The sequence below is a fragment of the Saccharospirillum sp. ABV4_185 genome, from assembly GCF_056159245.1.
The window spans coordinates 3,523,977-3,548,171 of the sequence record NZ_JBSWUW010000001.1; the positions used below are offsets into that span (position 1 = coordinate 3,523,977).

22 protein-coding genes and 1 riboswitch are annotated in these 24,195 nt (G+C 56.5%); of the genes, 2 read left to right on the top strand and 20 right to left on the bottom strand.

Going from position 1 to position 24,195, the window contains the following annotated elements; translation table 11 throughout:
* Positions 1-163 precede the first annotated feature (163 nt).
* From ACXAE6_RS16735 to ACXAE6_RS16785, 11 genes are all read right to left on the bottom strand, one after another.
* On the bottom strand, positions 164-943 hold the full coding sequence (locus ACXAE6_RS16735; protein ID WP_475151355.1) for a TSUP family transporter: 780 nt from the start codon (positions 941-943) through the stop codon (positions 164-166).
* A gap of 135 nt (positions 944-1,078) precedes the next feature.
* The gene (locus ACXAE6_RS16740) at positions 1,079-2,797 is read right to left on the bottom strand and encodes a hypothetical protein (protein WP_475151358.1); all 1,719 of its coding nucleotides are present in this window, start codon (positions 2,795-2,797) and stop codon (positions 1,079-1,081) included.
* Positions 2,798-2,981: 184 nt separating this feature from the next.
* On the bottom strand, positions 2,982-3,608 hold the full coding sequence (locus ACXAE6_RS16745; protein WP_475151364.1) for a class I SAM-dependent methyltransferase: 627 nt from the start codon (positions 3,606-3,608) through the stop codon (positions 2,982-2,984).
* A 96-nt stretch (positions 3,609-3,704) separates the two neighbouring features.
* A complete protein-coding gene (locus ACXAE6_RS16750) occupies positions 3,705-4,175 on the bottom strand; it encodes an Mpo1 family 2-hydroxy fatty acid dioxygenase (protein ID WP_475151367.1) in 471 nt (156 codons plus the stop codon).
* 82 nt (positions 4,176-4,257) lie between these two features.
* Positions 4,258-5,475 carry a parallel beta-helix domain-containing protein gene (locus ACXAE6_RS16755; RefSeq protein WP_475151370.1) on the bottom strand — a complete coding sequence of 406 codons (1,218 nt, stop codon included), beginning with the start codon at positions 5,473-5,475 and terminating at the stop codon, positions 4,258-4,260.
* A gap of 270 nt (positions 5,476-5,745) precedes the next feature.
* The gene (locus tag ACXAE6_RS16760; RefSeq protein ID WP_392803328.1) at positions 5,746-5,913 is read right to left on the bottom strand and encodes a hypothetical protein; all 168 of its coding nucleotides are present in this window, start codon (positions 5,911-5,913) and stop codon (positions 5,746-5,748) included.
* Positions 5,914-6,267: 354 nt separating this feature from the next.
* Complete coding sequence (locus ACXAE6_RS16765) at positions 6,268-7,188, bottom strand: DMT family transporter (protein ID WP_475151380.1); 921 nt, start codon at positions 7,186-7,188, stop codon at positions 6,268-6,270.
* A 128-nt stretch (positions 7,189-7,316) separates the two neighbouring features.
* Positions 7,317-7,498, bottom strand: a riboswitch (FMN riboswitch).
* Positions 7,499-7,559: 61 nt separating this feature from the next.
* Positions 7,560-8,603, bottom strand: coding sequence for a DUF1513 domain-containing protein (locus ACXAE6_RS16770; protein WP_475151382.1), 1,044 nt, complete (start codon positions 8,601-8,603; stop codon positions 7,560-7,562).
* Positions 8,593-9,534, bottom strand: coding sequence for a hypothetical protein (locus ACXAE6_RS16775; protein WP_475151386.1), 942 nt, complete (start codon positions 9,532-9,534; stop codon positions 8,593-8,595). The genes ACXAE6_RS16770 and ACXAE6_RS16775 overlap by 11 nt, the downstream gene beginning before the upstream one ends.
* A gap of 12 nt (positions 9,535-9,546) precedes the next feature.
* On the bottom strand, positions 9,547-10,956 hold the full coding sequence (locus ACXAE6_RS16780; protein WP_475151390.1) for a di-heme oxidoreductase family protein: 1,410 nt from the start codon (positions 10,954-10,956) through the stop codon (positions 9,547-9,549).
* A gap of 68 nt (positions 10,957-11,024) precedes the next feature.
* On the bottom strand, positions 11,025-12,263 hold the full coding sequence (locus tag ACXAE6_RS16785; protein ID WP_475151394.1) for an imelysin family protein: 1,239 nt from the start codon (positions 12,261-12,263) through the stop codon (positions 11,025-11,027).
* A 233-nt stretch (positions 12,264-12,496) separates the two neighbouring features.
* Here ACXAE6_RS16785 and ACXAE6_RS16790 point away from each other — a divergent pair, with 233 nt between their 5' ends.
* On the top strand, positions 12,497-13,558 hold the full coding sequence (locus tag ACXAE6_RS16790) for a Gfo/Idh/MocA family oxidoreductase (RefSeq protein ID WP_475151396.1): 1,062 nt from the start codon (positions 12,497-12,499) through the stop codon (positions 13,556-13,558).
* On the opposite strand, the gene ACXAE6_RS16795 is transcribed toward ACXAE6_RS16790, so the two are convergent.
* The 5 genes from ACXAE6_RS16795 to ACXAE6_RS16815 all read right to left on the bottom strand — a co-directional run bounded on the left by ACXAE6_RS16795 (position 13,555) and on the right by ACXAE6_RS16815 (position 19,011).
* Positions 13,555-14,373, bottom strand: coding sequence for a substrate-binding periplasmic protein (locus ACXAE6_RS16795; RefSeq protein WP_475151398.1), 819 nt, complete (start codon positions 14,371-14,373; stop codon positions 13,555-13,557). The two genes, ACXAE6_RS16790 and ACXAE6_RS16795, sit on opposite strands and share 4 nt — an antisense overlap.
* A gap of 102 nt (positions 14,374-14,475) precedes the next feature.
* Positions 14,476-15,813, bottom strand: coding sequence for a GH1 family beta-glucosidase (locus ACXAE6_RS16800; RefSeq protein WP_475151402.1), 1,338 nt, complete (start codon positions 15,811-15,813; stop codon positions 14,476-14,478).
* Positions 15,814-15,853: 40 nt separating this feature from the next.
* A complete protein-coding gene (locus ACXAE6_RS16805; protein ID WP_475151408.1) occupies positions 15,854-16,741 on the bottom strand; it encodes a carbohydrate ABC transporter permease in 888 nt (295 codons plus the stop codon).
* A 1-nt stretch (position 16,742) separates the two neighbouring features.
* Positions 16,743-17,726: a carbohydrate ABC transporter permease gene (locus ACXAE6_RS16810; RefSeq protein ID WP_475151412.1), complete on the bottom strand. Its 984-nt coding sequence runs from the start codon at positions 17,724-17,726 to the stop codon at positions 16,743-16,745.
* Between the two features lie 73 nt (positions 17,727-17,799).
* On the bottom strand, positions 17,800-19,011 hold the full coding sequence (locus ACXAE6_RS16815; RefSeq protein WP_475151415.1) for an ABC transporter substrate-binding protein: 1,212 nt from the start codon (positions 19,009-19,011) through the stop codon (positions 17,800-17,802).
* Positions 19,012-19,464: 453 nt separating this feature from the next.
* Here ACXAE6_RS16815 and ACXAE6_RS16820 point away from each other — a divergent pair, with 453 nt between their 5' ends.
* The gene (locus ACXAE6_RS16820) at positions 19,465-20,895 is read left to right on the top strand and encodes a glycoside hydrolase family 9 protein (RefSeq protein ID WP_475151420.1); all 1,431 of its coding nucleotides are present in this window, start codon (positions 19,465-19,467) and stop codon (positions 20,893-20,895) included.
* 13 nt (positions 20,896-20,908) lie between these two features.
* Here ACXAE6_RS16820 and ACXAE6_RS16825 read toward each other — a convergent pair whose 3' ends face one another.
* From ACXAE6_RS16825 to ACXAE6_RS16840, 4 genes are all read right to left on the bottom strand, one after another.
* Positions 20,909-21,931: a LacI family DNA-binding transcriptional regulator gene (locus tag ACXAE6_RS16825; protein ID WP_475151421.1), complete on the bottom strand. Its 1,023-nt coding sequence runs from the start codon at positions 21,929-21,931 to the stop codon at positions 20,909-20,911.
* 121 nt (positions 21,932-22,052) lie between these two features.
* On the bottom strand, positions 22,053-22,676 hold the full coding sequence (locus ACXAE6_RS16830) for a YitT family protein (protein WP_475151424.1): 624 nt from the start codon (positions 22,674-22,676) through the stop codon (positions 22,053-22,055).
* Positions 22,677-22,796: 120 nt separating this feature from the next.
* A complete protein-coding gene (locus ACXAE6_RS16835) occupies positions 22,797-23,882 on the bottom strand; it encodes a WD40/YVTN/BNR-like repeat-containing protein (protein ID WP_475151428.1) in 1,086 nt (361 codons plus the stop codon).
* Positions 23,883-23,924: 42 nt separating this feature from the next.
* Entirely contained in the window at positions 23,925-24,194 is a 270-nt protein-coding gene (locus tag ACXAE6_RS16840) for a MoaD/ThiS family protein (protein WP_475151432.1), read from the bottom strand.
* Position 24,195: the final 1 nt, after the last annotated feature.

Sequence of the window (24,195 nt, forward strand, 5' to 3'; positions counted from 1 at the left end):
TCAGGGGTTAAGTGTATTTGATAACTCAAAATCGCTTTGGGCCAGGCCAACTATTTTTAAGGGGAATAATGGTTAGGTCCCTAAAAATTACGCCCCTGAGCATCACTATTGGCGCACAAAATCGTCGTCAGGCGCTAATTTTGTGCATTTTATTGAACACTCGCTACCAGGGTAGCCAACCAAAGTGGTCGGCGATCTGACTGAGCGACATCAGTAAACAGATGGTGATGACTAAGGGTCGTATCAAGCGGGCGCCACCGGCCAGCATGGTATGACTGCCGATATAGGCACCCACCACCTGCCCCGCCATCATGGCGCCGCCAAGCACCCAGACTACCTGACCACCAGCGGCAAAGAGCGCCAGGGAGGTGACATTGGTGGTGAAGTTCAACAACTTGGCGCGAATGGTGGCGGTCAATAAGGTCTGGCCGCGAAAGGCCACGCCGCTGGCCGCGAAGAGTGACCCGGTGCCCGGTCCAAAGACGCCGTCATAAAAACCCAACAGTGGCACAATGAAGCCTGCCCAACGACCCTCACTCATCCGCGCCTCGGCTTCCATCTCACCGAGCTTGGGTGTCAGCAGAAAATACAGCGCCACCAGTATCAACAAGACGGGAATAAACCAACTGAGCCAGTCGGTATCGATATGCTGCACCAGGACGGTTCCAAGCGCTGAACCGATGGCCGCCATCAGCATCAACCCCAGCAAATGCCGGCCCCGTAAATGACCTTTAAAGAAGAGCGTCAAGGTAGAGGTTAAAGTGCCAACAACGCCCTGGCTTTTGTTAGTCGCCAGAGCATTCACCGGCGGCACACCCGCCAGCAACAAAGCCGGCAAAGCAATCAAACCGCCACCACCGGCAAGCGTGTCCACCCAGCCGGCGACAAAGGCCACACAGAAAAAAATCAGCAATACAGAAACAGACCAATCCACTTCGACCACGCCGGTCTCCAACAACAATAGAAGCCGGTTATTGTGCCTGAGCCACTAACGATAAGGCACTGATACTGCGTTCTTCCGCCCAATAAAAAAGCGCCACTAAGGTGGCGCTTTTGCGTTCACGGCTCACCGTCTGAATTATTCCAGTGACGGCATCACCCCGACGCTGCTCAAACTCTGCCAGGCGCGGCGGGCATCGGCTTCATCATCAAAACCGGTGGCGAGTAACTGATAGCTTTGATCGTTATCGGACCAGTTAACCACCAGTTCCAAGGGCCGGTCGTTGATCGATTGATAGGCCTGGAACCAAAGCACTTCCGGCGAGACCAATCTGGCCAGTACAGCGTCGGCGGCGGTCTCGCTGTCCAGCGACAGGCTGTAAGCGTCCGGTGTTTTACCCAACGTATAGACGTAGATATCACCGACCGGCAGGCGTGGATTATCGCGATGCTGAGCGTCGAGTTCGCGGCTTTCCAGCCAGGCGCGCCAGCGATCCAACTGGGTCGCATCAGCGAAGCCATCAAGATAGAGCCAACCCTGTTTTTGCGCCGCATTCCACACCAGACGATGCCGACCCGGCAAGGTGGTGTTGCTCGGGTTAAGCACCGGCGTTCTGAAATCCGGGTCCGACAACCAGGCTTCAACACGTTCGGCATTTACCGGTCCAACCACCAAGGTATCGGTCATCATTGGCACCGGCTTTTCTTCAACGCGGTTCATGGCTTGTCGATCCGGAGCCGGTTCAGCATTTTCTGGTAATTGATTCATCGCCGACACATCCGGTGCAGGCGGACGCTGACCCGGCAGTGAATTCATGCGCGCAATTTCTTCCGGCGTATAGGTCGGTTCGGTGCTGCGCTCGATGGTTTCGGTAGCAAAATTTTCCTGCTCCATGGCCTGACCATTGCTGCCGGGAACGACTCGTTTAACACGAGCTTGAATACCAGAACGACGCAACTGCCGACGCCAGTGGTCGGTTGCTTCCAAAGACGCATATTCGCCCAGATAAAAACCGACTGCCCCGCCTTGGCTGCTTTGGCCCAAAAAGACGGCCTGCGGATCCCGCTCATAAGCGACGGTATTAAAGAACTGACGCAAGCCGCGATATTCCATGGCGCGAACCGCCTGCGACATGGATGAAAATTCACCCAGCTGCAGCGTATAGGGACCTTCGGGATAGCACTTGCACAGCTGTGATAATTCGATAATCGGTGGCAGCGATTGCGAACTGTGGCGCGGAATATATTGCGGCACCTGCGGATCAATCTGCACCGGCGGATCTTCCGGTGCCTGCTCAGTACCCGCCTGTTGGCGTTGCTGTTCGGCCATGGCCTGACTTTCCAGCGCTGTCGGCTGGGTACCAAAGGTCAGCCGAAAACCATAACGCCAACGCCACTGATCGGGAATGTCGCCATCGAAAAAGCCCTGGTAACCACCGTTGGCAAAGACGCGAAAATGATCAAAAACCGGCACCGAAATATCGGCATCAACACGATAACCGGGCGTGAACGGGTCAATAACGGATTGGCCCAGATTATTTTCTACACCGACGGTCGACATAATCAGTCCACCGATGGCCTGAAAACGTGGACCCAGATTTCCCTGTTGCAGAATCAGCCCGGTTTCAGCCTGAGCAAAACTGCTTTCCAGAGTGTCGCCCTGGAAATCGTATTCCAGGCTGCTGAGGTAACGATAACCAAGATCGAGCCCGACATGAGGATTAAACATCCACTGGCCGTGACTGGCGATACCCCAGCCGGTGGTGTGATCACTGCTGGCCGCGCCCAGGTCCAGACTCAGTTCGTCGGCATGGGCCGGCACCAGGCTGACGACCAGCCCGGCCAGTACATTTATCATCCCACGGTGAGCCAACCGCCACCTGTGAATCCGGCTTGCACGCATTGATTTTTAACCTTTGTCTTGACCAAGCAGCCGGTGTGACCAGTACACAGGCTCCCCAAGGTTATCGCCCGCCAGCGCAGAAAGTTTAGGGAGCGCTGCATAACTCACACCAGGCTCTGCGCAGTTGTTCAGCGGCGCTTTAGTCTGCTTCGTCCGGATTGAGGTTGACCTCCAGCACATAGCGGCTGGCTTTGATCGGCTTGCGGATATCGTGTTCCCACAATTCGGCGTCGTAACGCGACTTGGCCCATTCCGCCAGGTCGTAAAAGGGTTGCCGGCCGGGGTCTGCTATCAATATTTGACGCACACCGGCTTTGTCGGCGCGTTTGATCAACTTCATCCAGTCATCACGCAGACTGTCCCAAAAACAGATATCGCCGCCGACGATGGTGTCGGCCATCGATAAATCGTCGCGGCTCAATTGATGCAGTTTGCGTTGCCAGAAAACCGGTTTGAAACCATTCAGTTCGCCATGCAATTGCAGATAGGGTTTGACGCTTTTATCGGCGTCGATCGACATGACTTTGGACTGGAAATGTTTCTGCAGGAAAAAGGTTGTTGGCCCCCAACCACAGCCGATATCGAAAACGACTCTATGGCTGGGAATGGGATCGAGCAACAGATAATCCATCAGCACAAAGCTGGAATCCCAGACTTTGGTACCGTGAATATTGGCTTCACCATGTTCATCGCGAATGGCTTTGACGGATTTATGACCGGGTTTGAGAAAGGTCAGACCATGAGCTTCGATATGCTGTTTGGGCAAGGACTGCTCCGCTGGTTGTAACGCGAAAGCAGCAGCATAGCGGTTGCGGTCGGCGCCGCCAACCGCTGTATTAATTGCGACTCTATTGTTATGCGATTACCCGCGAACCGGAATACCCAGGCGCTGATAAATAAAACTCAACAACCAGGCCGGACCGATCAACAGAAACTGAATATCCTGAAAGAAACTCGGTTTCTTGCCTTCAATTTTGTGGCCGACAAACTGACCAATCCACGCCAACACAAACAGCACCAACGCAAAGACCCACAATGGCAGTGCAAAGCCGGCATTTTGATACGCCAGTATTAAGCCAATCGAAAGCGCTGTAATCACACCCATACCCAGGGTCAGCGTCCAGGACAGGCGCGCGTAAAACAGCAGACTGATCAAGATCAGCACACTGGCACCATTCAACCAGGGATGGCCGGCCAGACTGACCTGCCACAGCAAGGCCAGCACGCACCACAAAATAACGGGGACACAGACCCAGTGAATGCGTTTGTTGGTTCGGTTCTGGTGGCTTTCGCCATATTCGCAAAGCCATTGATCAACAGATTTGTTCAGCATAGCGACATCCTCTTTTGTATTTATTGGTCGCACTGAATCATCTTGCCACCGGCGCCCTGCGAGCTCAATTGGGCGCCCATCATTACCAATAATTGGACACCGCCGGCAGACTCGGCAAGCGACATTGATGCCATTGCGGCTCAATTTGCGGATCGGCAAAGCCATTGGCCTGATCAAGGTTCAATACCGGCGATTCATCTTCCGGTACGCACAGGCGCAGATGGATCGGTGTTTGACCATTCACCTGTTTGGTCACATCCAATTGGCCATCCCAGAGCACCGGCGGCAGGCGGCCACCAAAACCAAACAAGGTCCAGCGCAGCCACTTGAGTTGAAGGCCATCCGGCTGAGTACCGCTGTCGCCGTATTGGTTGTCATGCACGTAGATGGATTCTGGATAGGGGTCGAGTGCCGACGGTTGCCGCGTCACTTCATCGACGGAAACCGAGCGTACATAGATATCTGCGGTGCCATTATCGGTGAGCCGATTATCGAATACCTCGATCGCATCGCCGCCTTCAATCTGCACGCCAACGCCCTGCCACAACCCAGCCAGCTCACTGGTCTCGGCGGCGGTATTAGCCTTGTTGTTGCGCTGAATGTCGTTGTCGAACAGGCGAATGGCATAGCCCGACATCGATGAATTCAAAGCATTAATAATGCGCACACCCTGAGTGTTGTCGACCAGCATATTGCCGTACAAATCGCTGTGCTGGGAATTACGTACATCAATACCAATCAGGCTGTCGCTGACACGGGCATTGCGAACGACGACGGCGGCGCTGTTGTGCAGCAAAATACCGGCCTGCGTAGCACTGCGAACAGCAACCTCATCAAGCAATATGCGTCGGCTATCGGTTACCTCTATGCCGGTGCTGGCAGCAACGTCCTTATCCAGCCACTGAACTCTTAGGCCAATCAGCTGGGCTCGCTGGACACCCTTTATCGAAACCGCCACGCCATGGCTGTCTTCAATACTGAAATTGCGCAGGCTAATGCCATTGGCCAACAATTGAACACTAGCCTCATCCGTTGCCTGATTGGCAAAGGACAACACCGTCTTGCCCTCATCGGAACCGGCGAGAATCAAACCTTCGGTCGTCAGTTGTATGGCCTGATCGAATGGAAAACGGCCGGCTGGTAAATCAATCTGGTCGCCTGGCTGTGCATCAGCCAGTTGTTGAGTCAGTTGCTGTTGCAGCAATTGTGTGGGTCGCGCCGCTTCATCGCCCTGACAACCCATCAACAGGGTGGTCACCAACATCAACACAGCAAGACGAACCAGGCGCAGACACAGCAAAACAACTTCTCCTATGAGCGGGGCAACGCGATCGAGCTTATTCAACGCTTTATAATCGGCGGCAGTCTAACGAAAAAAGGACGCCGATGCGTCCTTCGATACCAATGGATAACTCAGTTGAGTTTTCAAAATAAATAACAGCCCGACCAGGCGAAGATAGAAGATATTAACCCATCCGGCCCAGCCGCAACTCTTTGGGAAGAACTGTCGAATTATGGCGACTGTCCGAGCGTCCCGAGCCCGGATATCTAACTTCGACAGGGCCAGCGATCAGTTGTCGCTGAGAACCGCTACACCTGCATAGGTCAGTTCCTCACGTACTTCCGGTCGCGCCAGCTGACTTAGGGTATTGTAGTTACCGCGACGACGTGACTTATGCTTATTAACCGCACCGAGGAACGCCAGTAAGGATTTCTTAGCGGGTTCTTTCTTCTCCATTTCCGTTTCACCTTGGGATAAATGCTCTGAAGGCTGTACCCCTCACCATCAGATGACTATTGATCATTGGGTACGCTTACTACTTTAGTCCCCTTGACGGTAGACATCTGCACAAATATTAGACAAACATTATTAACCTTAATTTCACAATAGAGTCCAGACACCTAAAAACCGTGAAATACATCACGTTTTTCAGGCCGATCAATAAAAGCAGTTCTCGTTATGGCTAGTTAGGCCGGTGCCTTCAGCAGCACCGGCGCTTCCTTACCGATTGTTGACTTAAAGTCACTGAAAAATAGAACACCTTCCGCTATTGCTCATCTTATGAACAGTAATTGATCAGCGAAGCAAGAGTTAAACCGCCGGCTGCGGTGTTCTTATCGGCCAGTGCACCAGCAGGCTCGCCCCCACCAGCAAGATGGCGCCCAGGCATTGCAGCGGCGTTAGCGCAAAACCGAGAAAGACCCAGTTAACCAGGCCAGCGGCCACCGGAAAACACATCTCCGCCAGGGCGCTGTGACGTGACGCTATGCGCTTAAGACCACGATAATAAAACGCCATACCCAGCAAACCGGAAATGGACACCATCAGCGCCACCCAACCCAACTGCGGCGCTGTGATCACCAGCGCATCGGGTTGTAATGCCAGGACCCAGGGCAACAGACACAATAGGCCGACGGCAAAACGCCCAGTCATCAAGGCACCGGTACCGTAACCACTTTGAGTCAGTTGTTTACCGAACACCGTGCTGGCGCCCCAACTCACCACTGCCAGCAGCGTTAAACCATAGCCGGCCAGACGCGCTTGCAGTCCCGGCTGATAAAACCAGTCCTGGCCACCGATAAAGGGCAGGAGATCTTCCCACATCAACAGCAGACTGCCAGACAGACAAACGGCCAGATAGGCGAGAAAACCACGACTGATGCGCTCGCCCAACACCCAGGCTGACAAACTAACCGCCACGATCGGCTGCAATTTCTGCAACAGAATAACCAACGTCGGATTCATCAGGTTAAAGGCTTGGGTAAAAGCCAGGGTACCGAGCGCCGAACCGAGCCCGCCGATAATGAACAGCGGCAAACTATCGCGCCGGTTGAACGGCCAGAGGCGAACGCCGGCGACACGACACACCACCAACATCATTAACAGCAGCAGCGCGTGTTCAAGAAACACCAGCTGCAAACTGCTGATGCCGGCGCTGAGCAGGGGGTAACGTATTAAGGTATCAAGAGCCCACAGAACGCAGGCCAGCAAAACGTACAGAGTTCCTGTCACAACACTTCTCCGAGGTGACAGGGCTTGGCTTTTCGAAAGCATAAGAACGCAGACTGCAGCACCCACAAAACACCGCTTTTACCGGTGCAGCAGTAACCACAGCCACCATCGCCTGTTGGCGATGTTGCGATCAACTTCTTTCATCCGGACTATCACCGTCGGCTCAGGAATAAGTGATTGGATCACCGCACCTGATCTGCTGACCCTGCTTTGCATAACACAAAACAAGCGCTCGTGGGCTCTGCACATCGGGCACCCGCCCTAGCGCACTACCACCGGTGGGGACTTTCACCCCGCCCTGAAGTTGAAAAACGACGTTATGGTACGCCGCGCTCTGAGCTCAGACAATGCAGGAAATTCGAACGAGTCGTTCACAGCCAGGCGACATCGCCGTGGTTATCCCAGGCCAGATCCAGCTGACCGCGACCATGAGCGGCACCATCGTCCGTGGCACGAGTGCGCCACTGCCCCAAGCCATTGGCCGCCCAAAGGTCACCATCGGCTGCGGCAATCATGGCAATGTCGCGCATCGGTTCGGCCTCAACAGCGGCATCGCCGCGCCAATGCAGCAGATGATGGCCTTTGGGTGAACTGACGGTCACACCACCGGGATAAGCCACCACACTGGCGATGTAATTATTCATCTGTAACCAATGCCAGGGTTCGGCCGGCAGCGGCTGCCAGGTCGGTTGCTGCCAGCTGACCTTATAAACCAACGGCAGATCGGTGCGACCGGAACCATAGTATTGCAGCCCTACATAAACCCAGTCGGCATCGACATCCAGATGCCGCACCGAAAACCCAGGCCCCGGCGATGGCAGTTCAGCGCGCACCTCACCGCGCTCATCCAGTAACAACAGCGCACTGGCAAAGGAGGTATCACCCTGGCGCACGCCATTGCCCAAACCACCCACGGCCAGCGCGGCACCGCCGGAAGGATGCGCCATGATCTGATGTGCACCCATGCCCGGCAGAGCGTCATCGGCGACCCAATCGCCCTCCGTTGCCGACCACTTACCCAGATGCACCGCGCTGGTGTCGGCGTGGCCCAGGGGTATCCAGCAGTTATCGCCCTGCCAGCAGCCATGACCGACAAAGATGCGATCCTGGGGCGGCGTCAGTTGTTGTTGCAACTGACCATCAGCAGGATCAAACAGCCCCGCCCATTGGCCCGGACGACGCGCAAACACCAAAGCGCGAGCCTGGCTGGAATCGACGGCAAAACCATGAGCCCGGCCGGGCAAGACAGTGCGATAGCGCAATTGGCCATCGGCATTAAGCGCCGCCAGATAATAACGACCGTCCAAACCATGAGCGCTGCCGAGCCACAATCGCTGCCGGCCCTGAGCTCGCACCCAGGGCGACATGGCGGTTAAACCCGCCAGCGTCAGAAAGGTGCGTCGATCAATCGCCATCTTGATTGTTAAATCCGATCAGCAATGAATAACGCTCGGCGACTTCATCACTAAGCCAGCTTTCGACCGCCACATTGGCCGCGCGAATACGCAGACTCAATTGCCAGGCCGCTTCGGCATCATCGTCCGGCCAGCCGTCAGGCAGTTGCTTTGCCAGTTGCTGCAAATCGGTACTGAGCGCTTGCGCCGCCTGGTCCTGGGAATCATCCGGGAAGGCATCGGTAACCAGCACGATGCGCGCGGCCAGATTGTTCAAAGCGGCTTTCACAAAGGTCAACGACTGGCCGGTCTCTGACACATCGCCCATAAAGGGACGGTAACGACCGTCTGCTTCAGGAAGCACTTCGCGCAGGCGCTGATTGATGCGGCTGGCCTGGGCGTACAGATCGTTGGTCGCCAGCGTCAGGGCACGATCGGCTGGTGTCAGTTGCAGCGGCAGTTGTTCGGTAATCTGCGACAGATAGCCCTGATAAACGGTCGCCCAGTCGGTTAACAGCACACAATCAGGCTGCGGCTGAGCCAGCAGCCAATCGACACCTTGAATGCCATGACCGGCCAACTGCAACGACTGATAAGTGCCGTCGGCCCGCTCCTGCTGATGCGTCTGCATCTGCCGGGCAACAATGCCACGACTGTCGGGCCAGAAGGCCACCCGGTAACCCAGACCAAGCTCATCGATAACGGCCGGAGACTGAGTGGCGATGACGCCCCACTGCGCCACCAAATTCTGCCAGGCCGGCTGCACCGCTTGACGCTGAGCAGTCGACAAGAAGTCACTGCCGCTACAGCTTTGCTGCAATTGCTGCGCTAACTCAGCAGCGGCCTGTTGCCAATCCAAGACAGCCTGATTCTGGGCCGCTTCCCATTCATCCAACCAGGCCGCCTTAACCGGTAACACCACGGCCACTATCAACATACTCAGATAACGCATGACTAAAGACTCCTAAAGGGAGTTAACAAACTCAACCAACGCCGCCCGCTCTTCGGCCGACAAACGTTCAAAGGCTTCACGACTGGCTTTGGCTTCACCGTCGTGCCACAAAATGGCTGCAAATACCGAATCCGCACGACCATCGTGCAGCAGTTGCTGATGACCATTGACCGTCGGTATCAAACCGATGCCCCAGAGCGGTGGCGTACGCCATTCCTGTCCACTGGCAGCAAATTCCGCACGATTATCCGCCAGGCCCGGTCCCATATCGTGCAATAACAAATCGGTAAAGGGATGAAAGGTCTGGTTCGACAACGCCGGCCGATCCGGCAACGAAGCCGTGGTCATGGTCGGCCGATGACAGGCAGCACAGCCACTGTCGTCGAATAATATTTCGCCATGCTGTACGGCAGGGCTGTCATGATTGCGCTGCGCCGGTACCGCCAGATGACCCGAGTAAAAGGTCACCGCATCGAGCAGTTCGGTGCGCACTTCCGGATCGCCACCATTAACGCTCTGCGCGCAAACCGGTTGGCGTGGCGAGCAGTTTTCAGTGCGGAACAAATCGCTGGTCAGACCCAGATCACCATTGAACGCCGCAGCATTTTGCTGACGCAGACTGGGCTGACCGGCCTTCCAGCCAAAGCGGCCCAGCGCCTGGCTTTGGGTTTGCACATCCCAGACCCGGTTGGCGCGGCCGGAAATGCCATCGCCGTCGGCGTCATCGGCATCTGCCCAGGCCAGAACCTGCTCTTCGGCGACCGCTTCAAGCAGGCCCAGACCGATCATGGCAGGCGCCACACGCACCGAGACCCGGGTGTCCGGATGCATATCACCCGAGGTTAACTGGCTGAATACCGGCCGAGGCTGACGCAGAACAACCTCGCTGCCATCGACCAGACGGTGGGTGTAGTCGGTGAATTGGATGGTCACGCGACCCTCCGGCTGAGTACCAGGAATGCTGGCATCCTGGAACTGACCGCCATAGCTCGGTTCCGGTACCACGCCATGGCGGGCGATCCAATCGTCGGCCACGGAATCATCGGCGGGAATACTCAGGCGCACTAACATCGACACCGCATTGTCGGCATCGCTTTCCGGCAAATGACCGCGACCATCTTTGATATGGCAACTCTGGCAGGCGTTGGTGTTGAACAGTGGGCCCAGACCATCGCGCGCTGTGGTCGTCGCCGGTGCCGGTATCCAGGGATTGCGGAAAAACGAATTGCCGACGCTGAAATCCAGCCGTTGCTCGAACGACAGATTGGCCGCAGGCAATGAAAAAGCGTTAACGCCGGTACTGTGCACCGTAGTGTCGCCGCCGGTCATCGGCAGATCAGCCGCCGACGGCAAGGCCAGCAAGATAGCAATAACGAAGCCGCCCAACCGAAAACGGTGGCGGCAAAAGGTGACGAGATTCATGCGATCTCACTTCATGGTTGATGCAGCAAAACAGTGTCGGGGCCGGTGCAACCGACCCCAACACCCGATTAGAACTGATGGTCAGCATTATCCGGATTGAGGCGATCGATATCCATCGCCAGGGCCATCTCCTCGATGATGCGCGCTTCAGCAACCAAGGCATCGATAGCCGATTGAACCAGGGCATGACCTTCGCTGTTATCCATGGCGATCAGTTGATCGAAGTGCACATTGTCCTGCTCCGCCGAAGCCACCAGCTTGTTCATCGCCGCATCGACATCGGCGAAAGCAGCATCGGCACGCTCTGCCAGTTGCGGATCGTTGGCCTGCAGATAATCGCGGATGGAACTGCCGCTTTCGCTGCCGAACTCACCGCGATACACATTGCGAATACCGCGGGCGTTATAGAAGTGCGAGTTATGAGTGTTGTCGGAGAAGCAGTCGTGCTCGTCTTCGGTAGAGAACGCCGACAGCGCTACTTTCATCCGCTCACCGGCCAGTTCACCCAAAGCCAGGCTGCCCATACCATAGAACACACGACGCAGGGCGTTATCGGTCGGCTCACTGAGCAAGGCAGCGCGGTAGTTATCGGACTGGTTCGGTGACCATTGATCGACCATGTATTCCAGATCGGCGATCAACAGATCCATAGTCGCCTGCAAATAAGCACGACGGCGATGGCAATTGTCGTTGGTGCAGTCAGCACCCACAACAAAATCGGTATAAGGACGCTCACCGGCACCGGCATTGGTACCGTTCAGATCCTGGCCCCAAAGCAGAAATTCCACAGCGTGATAACCGGTCGCGACGTTCGCTTCCGAGCCGCCCAGTTCATTCAATGACGCCAACAGTTCCGGTGACAGCTTGGACACATCCAACTGTTCGGAGCCGACCTGAACGCTGTCGGAAGCGATCAGATTGGCGGTCGCGCCCGGGTTACCCAATTCATGCACGTAGCTGTTGTCAACGTAGTCGATCAGACCTTCGTCCAGCGGCCAGGCATTCAACTGACCTTCCCAATCGTCGACCACCGGGTTGCCAAAACGGAACACTTCCGATTGCTGATAGTCTTCACGCGCTTCAATCCAGGCGTCCTTGGCGGCCTGCAGACCGGCTTCAGAAGGCGCACCGACAAAGCGCTCAATAGCGCGCTCCAGTGCCTTGGCAGAGGTCAGCGAGGCTTGATAAGTGGTGAAAGCGACATCGGCGTATTGTTCAACGATGGCGTCCTTGCTCGGTGCAGCGGCATGAGCGGCGCCCACCACCAAAGAACAGGCGGTCAGAGGGACGATAAACAGACGATGCATGGGTTACTCCTTGTCTATGAATAAGTCTTATGAATAAGGGTTGTTAGAGGCACAGCGATACGAACAGCAATAAATGTCAAAGAATGGTCAATAATGATAATGACTTGCATTTATAAGTACAACCCATCTTCTATCTATAAGTACAAACCATCTTCGGACGTTACCCTTTGAAACTTGCAGCCAACGGCTCGACTTCGGCCTAATAGGCGTCTCGATATTGCTAAGGAATTAACATGACCAGTGGCCCTATTCGTACTGGACTGATCGGCTATGGCCTGTCCGGTCGCGTGTTTCATGCGCCCTTTATCGAAGCACTCGATGCGTTTGCGTTGACCGCAGTAGCCAGCCGCCAGAGCGAGACCGTCCTGACGCGCTACCCACACAGCCAGGTGGTGGCCGATGCCCGCGACCTGATCGCCATGGCTGATCTCGACCTGATCGTGATCACCGCCCCCAACGATCAACATTATCCACTGGCGATGGCCGCGCTCGATGCCGGCAAAGACGTGCTGCTGGAAAAGCCGGCAGTCACCCGGTTGGCGCAAATGGAAACCTTGGCTGAGCAAGCTGAGCGCGCAGGCCGGACACTGTGCGTCTATCAGAACCGGCGTTTTGATGGCGACTTTCTGCAGCTCAAAAGTCTGCTTAACGAAGCACCGCTGGGCCAACTGAAACACCTGGATTCGCGCTTCGATCGCTTTCGTCCGCAGCCGCAAGCACGCTGGCGCGAACAGCCCGGCGAAGGCAGTGGTATTTTCTGGGATCTGGGGCCGCACCTGCTTGATCAGGCGCTGCACCTGCTCGGCGCGCCCGAGGCGTTAACCGCCAACCTGCGCACACTGCGCGCTGGCAGCCAGACCACCGACTGGTTTGAACTGCAGTTGCATTATGGCGAGTGCGAAGTTGTGCTCGGTTCTACGCCCTTTGAAGCAGGCGCCATGCGTCGTTTTAACGCTCGTTTTGAAGGCGGTAGCTGGCAATGCTGGGGCCTGGATCCACAAGAAGAGGCACTGCGCGCCGACCAGGGGCCGAACGATTCGGCTTATCCTGACCTTGGCGCCCGACAAAGCGGTGAATTGGCGACTGCCGATGGCAGCCAGCCGGCGACGCCGGCGCACGGCGACTATCGTCAGTTTTACCAACAGCTGGCCAAGACCGTGACTGGTCGCGGCCCCGCTCCGGTCAGCCTCGACGACGCCTGCGCCCTGCTCTACACCCTGGAACGTGCCGAGGAATCCGCGCGCCTGGGACAGCGACTGACGTGGCGTTACCAACGACCGACATCCCGGGCTTAAGGCGTTGCAGCACTGCTGTGCTGGCGTTGCCACTGCTCCAGCCCGGTCGACAGCAGGCGCTGAGCGGTGCCATCTTCAATGACTTCAGTCAGGATGCGCGCCAACTGACCGCGCAATTCGCCGCTGTTGCAGGGCGAACGATGCGACAAGGTTAAAAACAGCTGTTCCTGACTGATCGGCGGCTCCAGCGCGCGCAATTCGTCGGCAAAACCCAATCGTTCGGCATAGGCTGCCGCGGGAAACTCTTCATAGAGCAGATAATCGACCCGGCCCTGAACCAACATGCGCATGGCCTGATCCAGCGTTGCCACACTGTCGATGCTCAGGTGATGCTGAGCGTAGTTGTCAAAGTCCTGGCCCAGACTGTTGTTGATCAGGTTGATGCCCTGCCATTGCCCCAGATCGGCCCAATCCTGGTACGCCAGCATTTGATCCTGGCGTGTCCAGACCAGACTGCGGGTGGTGTAAAAGGCGGGATGAATGTAATCCATGTATTCCAGGCGGGATTTGGTCAAAAAGGCGCCGGCGATCAGGTCGACCCGGCCAGCGCGAACTTCCTCCTGCGCCCGCGACCAGGCGCCGGTGTACACCACTTCGATGGGAATCCCCAGACGCTGGCCAACCTCTTCGAGCAACAACTGATTGGCGCCGATCAAGGCATTTTCATGCTGCGGCGAACGCCACAGATACGGTGGATAATCCGGATTACCCGTCGCCACCAGCCGATCACAGCTCAGGCTCACCGATTCAGCTTGCGCCGTCACCGACCACAGCACCAGAGAGAACAGCAAACATTGCCCCAGAACACCCTTCATGACGTCACTCCCGAGCAAGAAGACTTGGAGACGCTCCTTGTCTCGACAGTATGAACACCATACTAGAAGTGCACTGAGGCAATCACAACTGCGGCGAAAGGTTCAGCGACGTTGCGCCAACCACTCGGTGAACACCGCCGAACTGCGCTTGGGGGTACGCACCAGGGTGTCGTAATCAACATGCACAATGCCAAAGCGCTGACTGTAGCCTTCGGCCCATTCAAAGTTGTCCATCAAACTCCAGGCGAAGTAACCGCGCACATCAACACCGGCTTCGATGGCATTGTGGACTGCTTGCAAATGCTGGTCGTAATAACCCACGCGCAATTGGTCATCGACCGCGCCATCGACAATACCGGTGTTATCCGCCGCGCCGTTTTCACTGATGTAAATCGGCGGCAGGTTGTCGTAGCGGGCATTAAAACCGGTCATCAGATCGGTCAGCGCCTGCGGATAAATTTCCCAGCCGATATCGGTCTTGGGCGCGTCCTGCGCAATGGATTCGTAATCGCTGTTATCACCAGCGCGAACCACCGACCGGGTATAGAAATTGATGCCGAGGAAATCGATCGGCCGTGCCAGTATCTCCATATCGCCCGGATAGACTGTCGGCATCCATTCCGGATGACGTTCGCGCACCGCCTGTGGGTATTCCCCGGTCAACAACGGCTGCAGATACCAGTGGCTGTTCTCTTCGTCGGAATAATCCGCCGCTGCCTTATCCGCTGCGCTGTCGGTAGCCGGATAGGCCGGCGTGAAGTTGAGCACAATACCGTGATCAGCCTTGGGCGCGTTGGCGCGCATCGCCGGCAACGCCAGACCGTGACCAAGCAGCAGATGATGTGCCGCCTGGAAACCGAGCCGATCATCTTTCAGACCCGGCGCATGAATGCCCAGACGATAGCTGAGAAAACCGGCGCACCAGGGTTCGTTCAAAGTGGCGTAACTTTCCACCCGATCACCCAGCACACGGGTAATCTGATCTGCATAATCGGCAAAGCGATAAGCGGTGTCGCGGTTCACCCAACCACCGCGATCACCCAGATACTGCGGCAAATCCCAATGGTATAACGTCGCCACCGGACGGATGCCACGGTCGAGCATGCCATCGACCAGACGGTCGTAAAAATCAAAACCAGCCTGATTCCACACACCCGGCTGCGGCTCAATACGCGGCCAGGCAATGGAAAAACGGTAGGCATCGAAGCCCAGAGTTTTGATCAAATCCAGATCTTCCGGCCAGCGATGATAGTGATCACAGGCCACATCGCCGTTATCACCACCCAGCACCTTGCCCGGCGTGGCACAGAAACGATCCCAGATACTTTCAGCACGACCATCTTCATGGGCCGCCCCTTCAATCTGGAACGACGCCGTCGCTACGCCAAACAAAAAATCTTTGCGCGCCAGGGGTGAATTGGCGGGTAAATTAAAACTCATAACAATCTCCAACAAAGAGCGGCCTCACGGCCTGAAAAAATCAGTTCTTAACAGCGCCATTAGTCAGGCCATGAATCATTTGTCGACTGGCGAGCATGTAGATCGACACCAGCGGCAGAATGGAAATAAAAGTGCCCAGCATCAAAGCACCCCAGGGCGTATTCGGCACGCCCTGCACACTGCGCAGCATCTGAGTGATGACCATTTTATCACTGCTGGTCAGCACCACCAGCGGTTGTAAAAAGTTATTCCACAGAAAGACGAACTGCACGATCGCCAGCGTCGCCAGACCCGGACGCAACAACGGCAGCGCCACACTCCAATAGGTCCGAAACGCATTGGCCCCATCAAGACGCGCCGCTTCCAGTAAATCCTTGGGCACCGAGGCGACCACATACTGACGCATCAAAAAGATACCGAATGGATTGATCGAAAACGGTAACCAGACCGCCAGATGAGTGTTGGTCAAACCAATCGTATCGATCACCATATAGTAGGGAATCAACGTCAGAATCGGCGGCAACATCATCGAGCAGATCATCATGGTGAACAGCACATTGCGACCGCGAAATTTGAACACCGCCAAGGCATAACCACACATGCTGCAAAACAACAAAGAGGCGGCGGTGCCGACAATCGATACCGAGAAGGAATTCAACATTCCAACCCAGAAATCCATGGTATCGAGCAGCCGCTGATAGTTGTTCACCAACTGATCACCAATGGCCAGATTCAGGCCACTGCCGAACATAGTGCTGCGATCGTGCGTGGCCATCAGCAACGACCAGAAGAACGGAAACACCGTCATAAATACCGCGCTCAACAAGGCCGCCCACAGGGCGGCACGCGACAATAATTTCACAGCGCGTCGAGCCAGTTCGGACTTGCTGGTTTGGTGCCAATCATCGGCAAAGGTATCGATAGCCATCTCAGTCGCCTCCCAGGCCGCGACGGCCAAAGAACCAGAAATACAAACCGGTAAAAATCCCGATTATCACAAAAAGAATCCAGGAAATGGCCGCTGCACCACCCATATCAAGCCACTCCCAGGCAACGCGATAGAGGTAGTTGGAAATGGTCATACCATTGGTCGACGCAAACTGCAGACCACGCGTCAGGACGTAAGGTTCATCGAACAAATTCATATTGCCGATGATGGTTAAGGTCACAGCGAAAAAGATAAAAGGTCGCAGCAACGGCAAGGCAATATGGCGAAACCGCTGCCAGGCAGAAGCGCCATCCATGGTGGCGGCTTCGTACAATTCTTCGGAGATCGTCGCCAGACCGGCGCTGTAAATCACGGTGTTAAAACCGACGTATTTCCAGAACACCACGAAGGACACTGAGTAGCGAATCATGGAGTTTTCCTGCACCCAGCCAATGGGCAGGAAATTGTTTAACCAGCCGAAAGCCCAGCCGGTTACCGGCCAGTTAGCCAGTCCCATCAACGCCTGGTTAATAATGCCGCTGTCGCGCGAATACATGATGTAGAAAATCATCGACACAGCGATGGTCGAGGTGACGTAAGGCAAAAAATAGGCAGTCGTCAGCCAATGCCGGGCGCGCTTGCCCAGCTGCACCAGTAAGAACGCCAAGGGCAAGGCAATCAGGTGTTGAGGAATACCCGAATACAGGGCCATGAGGATGGTATTCCACAGTGTATGCCAGAGCGTCGGATCGGTCAGACCCAAGGCATAATTTTCCAGCCCGACAAACTCCATCGACCCCAAACCCTGCACCGGGTTCCAGGTGTGAAAGGACAGAAAAATCATAAAAAAGACAGGAAAAATTCCGAACACACCAAAGATCAGAATGTACGGCGACATAAACCAGTAGGGTGTGCTTTTTGACCAAAACCGGCGCCAGCGCTGATCCGGTTCTGATGTCACAGAAGACGGTTGGGTTGTACTCATAACACGAACCTGACAAGGCCTGCCAGGCGGCAGGCCATTAGTTATTCAGAGCCGGCGAACCGGCTCGGCTCAATCAACGCACGCGACGACGAATCTGCCGTTCGGCGTTGGCCAGGGCGGTATCGATATCAACACCGTCGTTGAGTACTTGTTCCAGCGCCGTGGTCATCAACGACTCGGCAATCTGGTCGCCTTCGTGCGGTTGCACCGGTTCAATGTTCTGAGCGATGTCGGCAAACAACAGCCGTGCCTGCTGACCGCGCAGGAATTCGATCGACTCATCAAACATCGGATCATCATAGGTACCGGTATGCGCCGGGAAGGCCGCAATGTTTTCAAAACCGGCGCGCTGGATGTCTTCACTGATCATGTATTCGACCAGGTCCCAGGCGGCTTCCTGATGCTCAGACTGCTTGGGAATAGCCAGGAAAGAACCTCCCCAGGTGCCGTAAATACCATCCGGCAGGTTGCTCACACCCCAGTTGCCAGACGTTTCCGGCGCCATCCAGTTTTGCAGGTGACCGAGCAGCCAGGCACCGGACAACTGAGTGGCGAAACGACCTTCGCGGAAACCGGCGTACCATTCTTCGGTCCATTCGGAAATTTCACCATCCATGCCCTCATCGCGCACCGCTTTTGCCAGTTCAAAAGCGCGCTGGAAACGCGGACCGGTGACCAGCGGTTCACCGTCGGCATCGAAGAACAGACCATTGCCCGGTTCGACGTTGAAGTTCCAGTAAGCGGTGGCCACCGCAGTAGCATCACCGATCAACAAAATACCGTCTTTCTTCAGTTCACGGCCGTAATCGAGATAGCTGTCCCAGTCGTCGATGACGTTATCGACGTCATAGCCTTTGTCTTCCATATAGTCGCGGCGGTAATACATCACGCCCGGACCCAGATCGACCGGCACCGCGTATTGACGACCGTCGGCGCCCTGGCCTTGAGCCACGGCATATTCCGCAAAATCATCTTTATAAGGCGCGAAGCGATCGGTCAGATCAACAAAGCCACCGGAGTTGATAAAGGAGCCGACAAAACCGCGGTCGACCAACACCACATCACCCGCACCACTGCCGGTTGCCAGGTTGGTTTTCAGCTTGTCGTGGTGGCCGCCGTGCTCATTCATCAGCAGCTCTACACTGTGTTGCGGAAATCCATCCAGGATGGCTTCCAACTGGCTGTCGTAATCGGGGTAGCCGTCGAAACGGATGTTGTCAGCCTGGGTTGCAGTCGCCAGACCGCTCAGGGCCAAAGCGATGCCAAGGTTACGCTTGAGGTTCATTGGTTGCCTCCAACCATTGTTGTTTTTGTTGTTGTCGTCAGCCGCCGGAAGGCGGTTACGACTGGCGTTATCTGAGCGAGGTTGCAAACCCCGGGCTTACCTAAAGCAAGCCTCAGACAGTAAACGGCTCGGCGGCCCGCTAGCCAAATGGACACAACCGATGGTTCTTGTGGTGACCTCTGCCCAGGTTGGACAGTGATCCTGTAACCGTTTACAGTTACCCTAAATTCGGCCGTCAGGCGTGTCAAGCAGGACCATCGTCTAACTGCACGCGCGCCACATTGAAAAGTCCTGAGATGTCACCGCTGGGAGCTTTGGCGGCACGACAAAAAACCAGATTGCGCAATGCTTGCTTTGTCAATCTGGACACTTTTGCAACCCGGACAGCCTGAAGATTTGCCACCCTGTTGCCCCGGCGATAACGACCGCCTGGGTGACGCCAAGGAAATCGGTATGACGCTCCAATCCAATGCCAATGGCAAACCCCAAACGCAAAACCGCCCAGGTTTTGCCGCCGGTAGCGCCGATACTTACCCATCAAGCCAGCGATATTTTTCTGCCACCGGCCAAGCCGCCGCCGAGCGTTATCGACTGCATCGTGACCTGGCCTGGGGCGCCTTCCATTGGTTTAACAGCGACGCCTATCCTCAAGCGCATCAGCAGGACGAACGGGCGCCAGTCTATGGCCAGCAGGACCAGCGAGATCTTAGTGGTGGTTGGTACGACGGCCCGGATTACGGTCATTACAGCGTCACCGCCGCCTGGTCGATCACCCTGCCATTGCTGACCTGGATGATTCGGCCGCAAGCCTTACCCGAACGCATTCAACCGCTGCGCAGTTACAATCCAAGCCGCCCGGCCATTCTCGATCTGGTACGACCGCAACTGTGTTTTTTGCTGTCCTTGCAACGCGGCGACGGCGCCGTGCACCACAAACTGACCAGTGCCGAGAGTGCCGCTTTAAGCGACGCACCTCAGGCGGATCACCGCACCCGTTGGCTAATGCCAGTGAGCACCACAGCCACGGCCAATTTTGCCGCCACCGCGCATCTGGCCGCCCGTGCTTTCGAGCGTTCCCCGCTTGCCGACGACTGGCTGCTGGCACAGCGTTGTCGGGCAGCGGCAAAGCAGGCCGATCAGTTTCTCGACACTCATCTGGAAGCCATCCATCCCCTGGTCGCGACCAGCACCGGCAGCTTTGGCCAGGCCTACCAGGATGACGACGAGCGTGACAACCGGCTGTGGGCCAAGATCGCCCGCCATTGGAGCGATACACAACCATTGCATGACCGGCACTATTACCGCTTGTGGGAACTGGCTGGCACCGCCCGACTGGGCGATGATCAACCGGGCTGGCAGCGACTGAACTTTCTGGCGCTGTTTAACTTTCTGGCCATGCCAGAGCAGGACAGCACACTCAAAGATGCGCTGCTGACGCGAATGGAAAAGACCTTTCAGGCTGAGCGTGAGCGCCAGCTCACCCACCCTTACGGCCGCCTGAACTGGCATCAGGGCGCACCCAAGGATGATCACAACGGCACGCTGGCGACGCTCGGAACTCAACTGCTTTGGTTGCATCAATTGACCGGTCGCCAGCGCTGGTACGACACCGCCTTCGATCTGAGCCCCTGGTTTTTCGGCCATAACCCAAACGCCACCATCTGGACCACCGGCGGCGGCGAAACGCAGGTACAGCAGCCCCGATTTGCGCCGCTGATTTCCGGCGCATTGCAAGCTGCACCCGGCATTCTGGTACGCGGTGCCACGGCCGAAACCTCAACCTATGACGAGCCAACAGCAACAACGGACGCCAGCGCCGTGAGCATCGAATGGCAGGCCTCCTGGGCCTGTTACTTGTCGCTATTGGTCGCCGGGCCGCGCTGAACCGCGCGCCGGCTCAGGCGGTTTTCGGAGAGGCTTTCAATTGCGGAGCGGTCGAAGCGCGTTCAATCAGCGTCGGCATAAAGCGATTGTGAATCTCGCAATCAATGCCCTCGCCCAGCTTCAATGCCAGACGCCCGGCTTCACTGCCAAACTCAGCCACCGGCACTCGCACCGTGGTCAACGCCGGTTCCAGATACCCAGCCATCAAGACATCGTCGTAGCCAACCAGACTGACGTCTTCGGGAATGCGCATCCCGGCCTGCTTAAAACCGTTGTAGGCACCGATGGCCATGAGGTCGTTGCCAACCACCACTGCGCTGAAATCCACCTTGCGTTGCAGCAGAGTAGTCACCGCTACCTCGCCGCCGGGCTCCATAAAATCGCCTTCCACGACCAGTTGCTCGTCAAACACCACCCCCGCACTGGCCAGAGCGCGGCGATAGCCCGCCAGACGTTCGCGGGCATCGGCTTTATAGAGCGGACCGGTAATGCAGGCGATGCGTTGGTGACCCTGTTTAAGCAGATGTTCAGTGGCCAAAAAGCCACCGGCTTCGTTATCCAGATAAACGCATTGCTCGGTCAATTCCGGCACCAGTCGGTTGACCAGAATCATCGGCGTCGATTCCTTCCTGGACAGCTCGATAATTTCCGCATCCGGCATTAAATCCAGATGCAGAATCAACGCATCGCAGCGACGTTTGAGCAGAAACTGGACGGCATCACGCTCTTCTTCGAGCGTGCTGTGACCGCTGGTGATGATCAAATGTTTGCCGGCATCGCGCACCGATTGCTCGGCGTATTGCATCATCTCACCAAAGAAAGGACCGGCCAGATCGCCGACCACCATGCCGATGGTTTCAGATTTGTTGGTTGCCAGACTGCGGGCAAAGGAATTGGGTTGATAACCCAGTTCAGCCATGGCCTCGAGCACACGCTGGCGGGTCGCCTCGGCCACCCACTTGTTGCCGTTGACCACGCGCGAAACCGTCGCCACCGATACCTGCGCGTGTTTGGATACTTCCCGAATGGTGGCCATCGACCGGACGTCCTCTTGTCGTAACGGTGAGCAAAGCAGTCGCTAAGCCTACACCAGCCGGCCTCAGCTTTCAGCCGTTCAACAGAGAATTCAAACGCCCTGAGCGGGCGAGCAAAGCGTTTCAGGTGATCTGATAACGTCCGGGTTTGTGGTTCAGTGCGATCACCACATTCAATGCCAGTGCGCCGAGAATCGACAGTGCCAGAATCGGCAGCGGCACCAAAAAGAAACCGATGCCAACGATGGCGACATCGACACTCATCTGAAAGCGGCCGGCGCTGAAACCGAAACGCTCCTGAACGTAGAGCGCCAGGATGCCGACCCCACCCAGACTGGAACGATGGCGGAAAAACACCAGCATGCCGGTACCGATCAGAAAGCCACCCATGATGGCCGCAAAGATCGGGCTGACCCGACCCAGTTCGATGACGACGGACAGGTTATCGGCCAGCAAAGACACCGCCGCGACCGAAATAAAGGTATTGAGCGTGAAGCGCCAGCCCATGCGCGTGAAGGCGAGCCAGTAAAACGGCAGATTAATGATGAAAAAAACCTGACCAAAGCTGTATGGCACCACCTTGGTCAGCACCAATGCCAGACCGGCTGTGCCGCCGGTCAGAAAGCCCTGATGCTTAAACAACAGCAAACCCAGCGACACAAACAAGGCACCCGCGACCAGGGCCAGCAAATCCTCCGACACGGAATGGGTGGTGGTGTTCGTGCTCGTCGTTGTCGTCGACTTCACCGGCAGCTCTCCCTATCCTCAAAGGGGCGCATCTTACCAGCGCCGCGGCCGCCGTGAAGTCAGGGCCTGACCATTCAGTGGAAAGCCTGGTTGCCAGTTGGCAAATAAAACGAACGCGCCTCAGCCGGCCAGCAGGCTCACGCCATAAACCGGTGGCAAGGTGTGGCTGAGCAACTGCCAACTGGCGCCACCATCGCGACTGCACCAGGCATTGCCGGTGGTGGTCCCAAATACCAGAGTATTGCCGCGGGCATCCACCGCCAGGCCATGCCGATACACCAGATCGAAACTGCCTTGCTGCGGCAAACCCTGTCGCTGCGCTTGAAAGGTCTGGCCACCGTCATCGCTGCGATTCACCAGTAACGCCTGATCGACCGGAAAACGGTATTGATCTTTGACGCCCGGAATCAGCCAGGCGGTCTGCGGTTGTTTCGGATGCACCGCCAGCGCGAAGCCAAAACCACTCGGTTGCGGCTTGCACTCGGTAAAGGTTTCAGCGCCATCACTGGAGACAAAGACACCGTTATGATGCTGCACCCAGACCCATTGCGGATCGGAGGGCGCCACCAGCAAGCGGTGCACATCCTGGTTGGTCAGATTGAATTGCATATCGTCGGGCAGATATTCCGCCCGCAAACCCTGCCCCACCTGACGCCAGTGATTGCCCGCATCCTCGGTTTTCCAGACCCCGCCGCTGGAAATGGCGATGATCAGGGTGTCGGAATCTTCCGGGTGAATGGCAATGGAATGCAGGCCCGGGTCATCGTAACCACCGCCAAACCAATTTTTGCGTTCCGGCGCATTCCACAACGCCTGGTTCAGCGACCAGCTGTCGCCACCATCGTCGCTGCGAAACAGACCACCGGGAATGGTGCCGGCCCAAAGCCGGCCGGGAATCTGTGGATCGGGTTCCAGACACCAGATCTGTTCCAGCGCCCAGGGGTTTTTGTCGTCCGGGTCATCGGGCTTTTCCGGAAACACCGGTACCGCCACTTCCTGCCAGCTGTTGCCCTGATCGGTTGAGCGATGCAGCTTGCAGCCAAAATGACCCAGCGCCAGCGAGCACCACCAGCTGCCATCCGGTCCGACCGCTGCGGCCGATACCGGCTCACCCAAGAAGTGCGTGCGGACATAATCGAAACCCTTGGCGCCAGCGGTTAATTCCACCAGGCCCTTGCGCGTCCAAAACAGAATGCCATCTACCATGGTTCAGTCTCCCGATTCAGCCTGAGGGCTTACCCACCGGGCTTATCCCCCGGAGAGTGCCTGCATGATGTGCAGACGACTGCCCTGATCCAGCCGCTGTTTATGCGGCAAGGCACCTTGCACCAGTTGTTGATCAATGGCGAGCATGACGTGCTTGCGCAACTCGCCCTGATCGTCGAGCACATAACCCGCCAGAGGCGGATACTGTTCAAACACCTGCGCCAGCACCTCATCGAGGGTGCCGGGGGTTACCGTCAAAGCCGCGCAGCGCACGTGCCGTTGCAGGTTTTCGGTGAAACTGACCTTGACCATA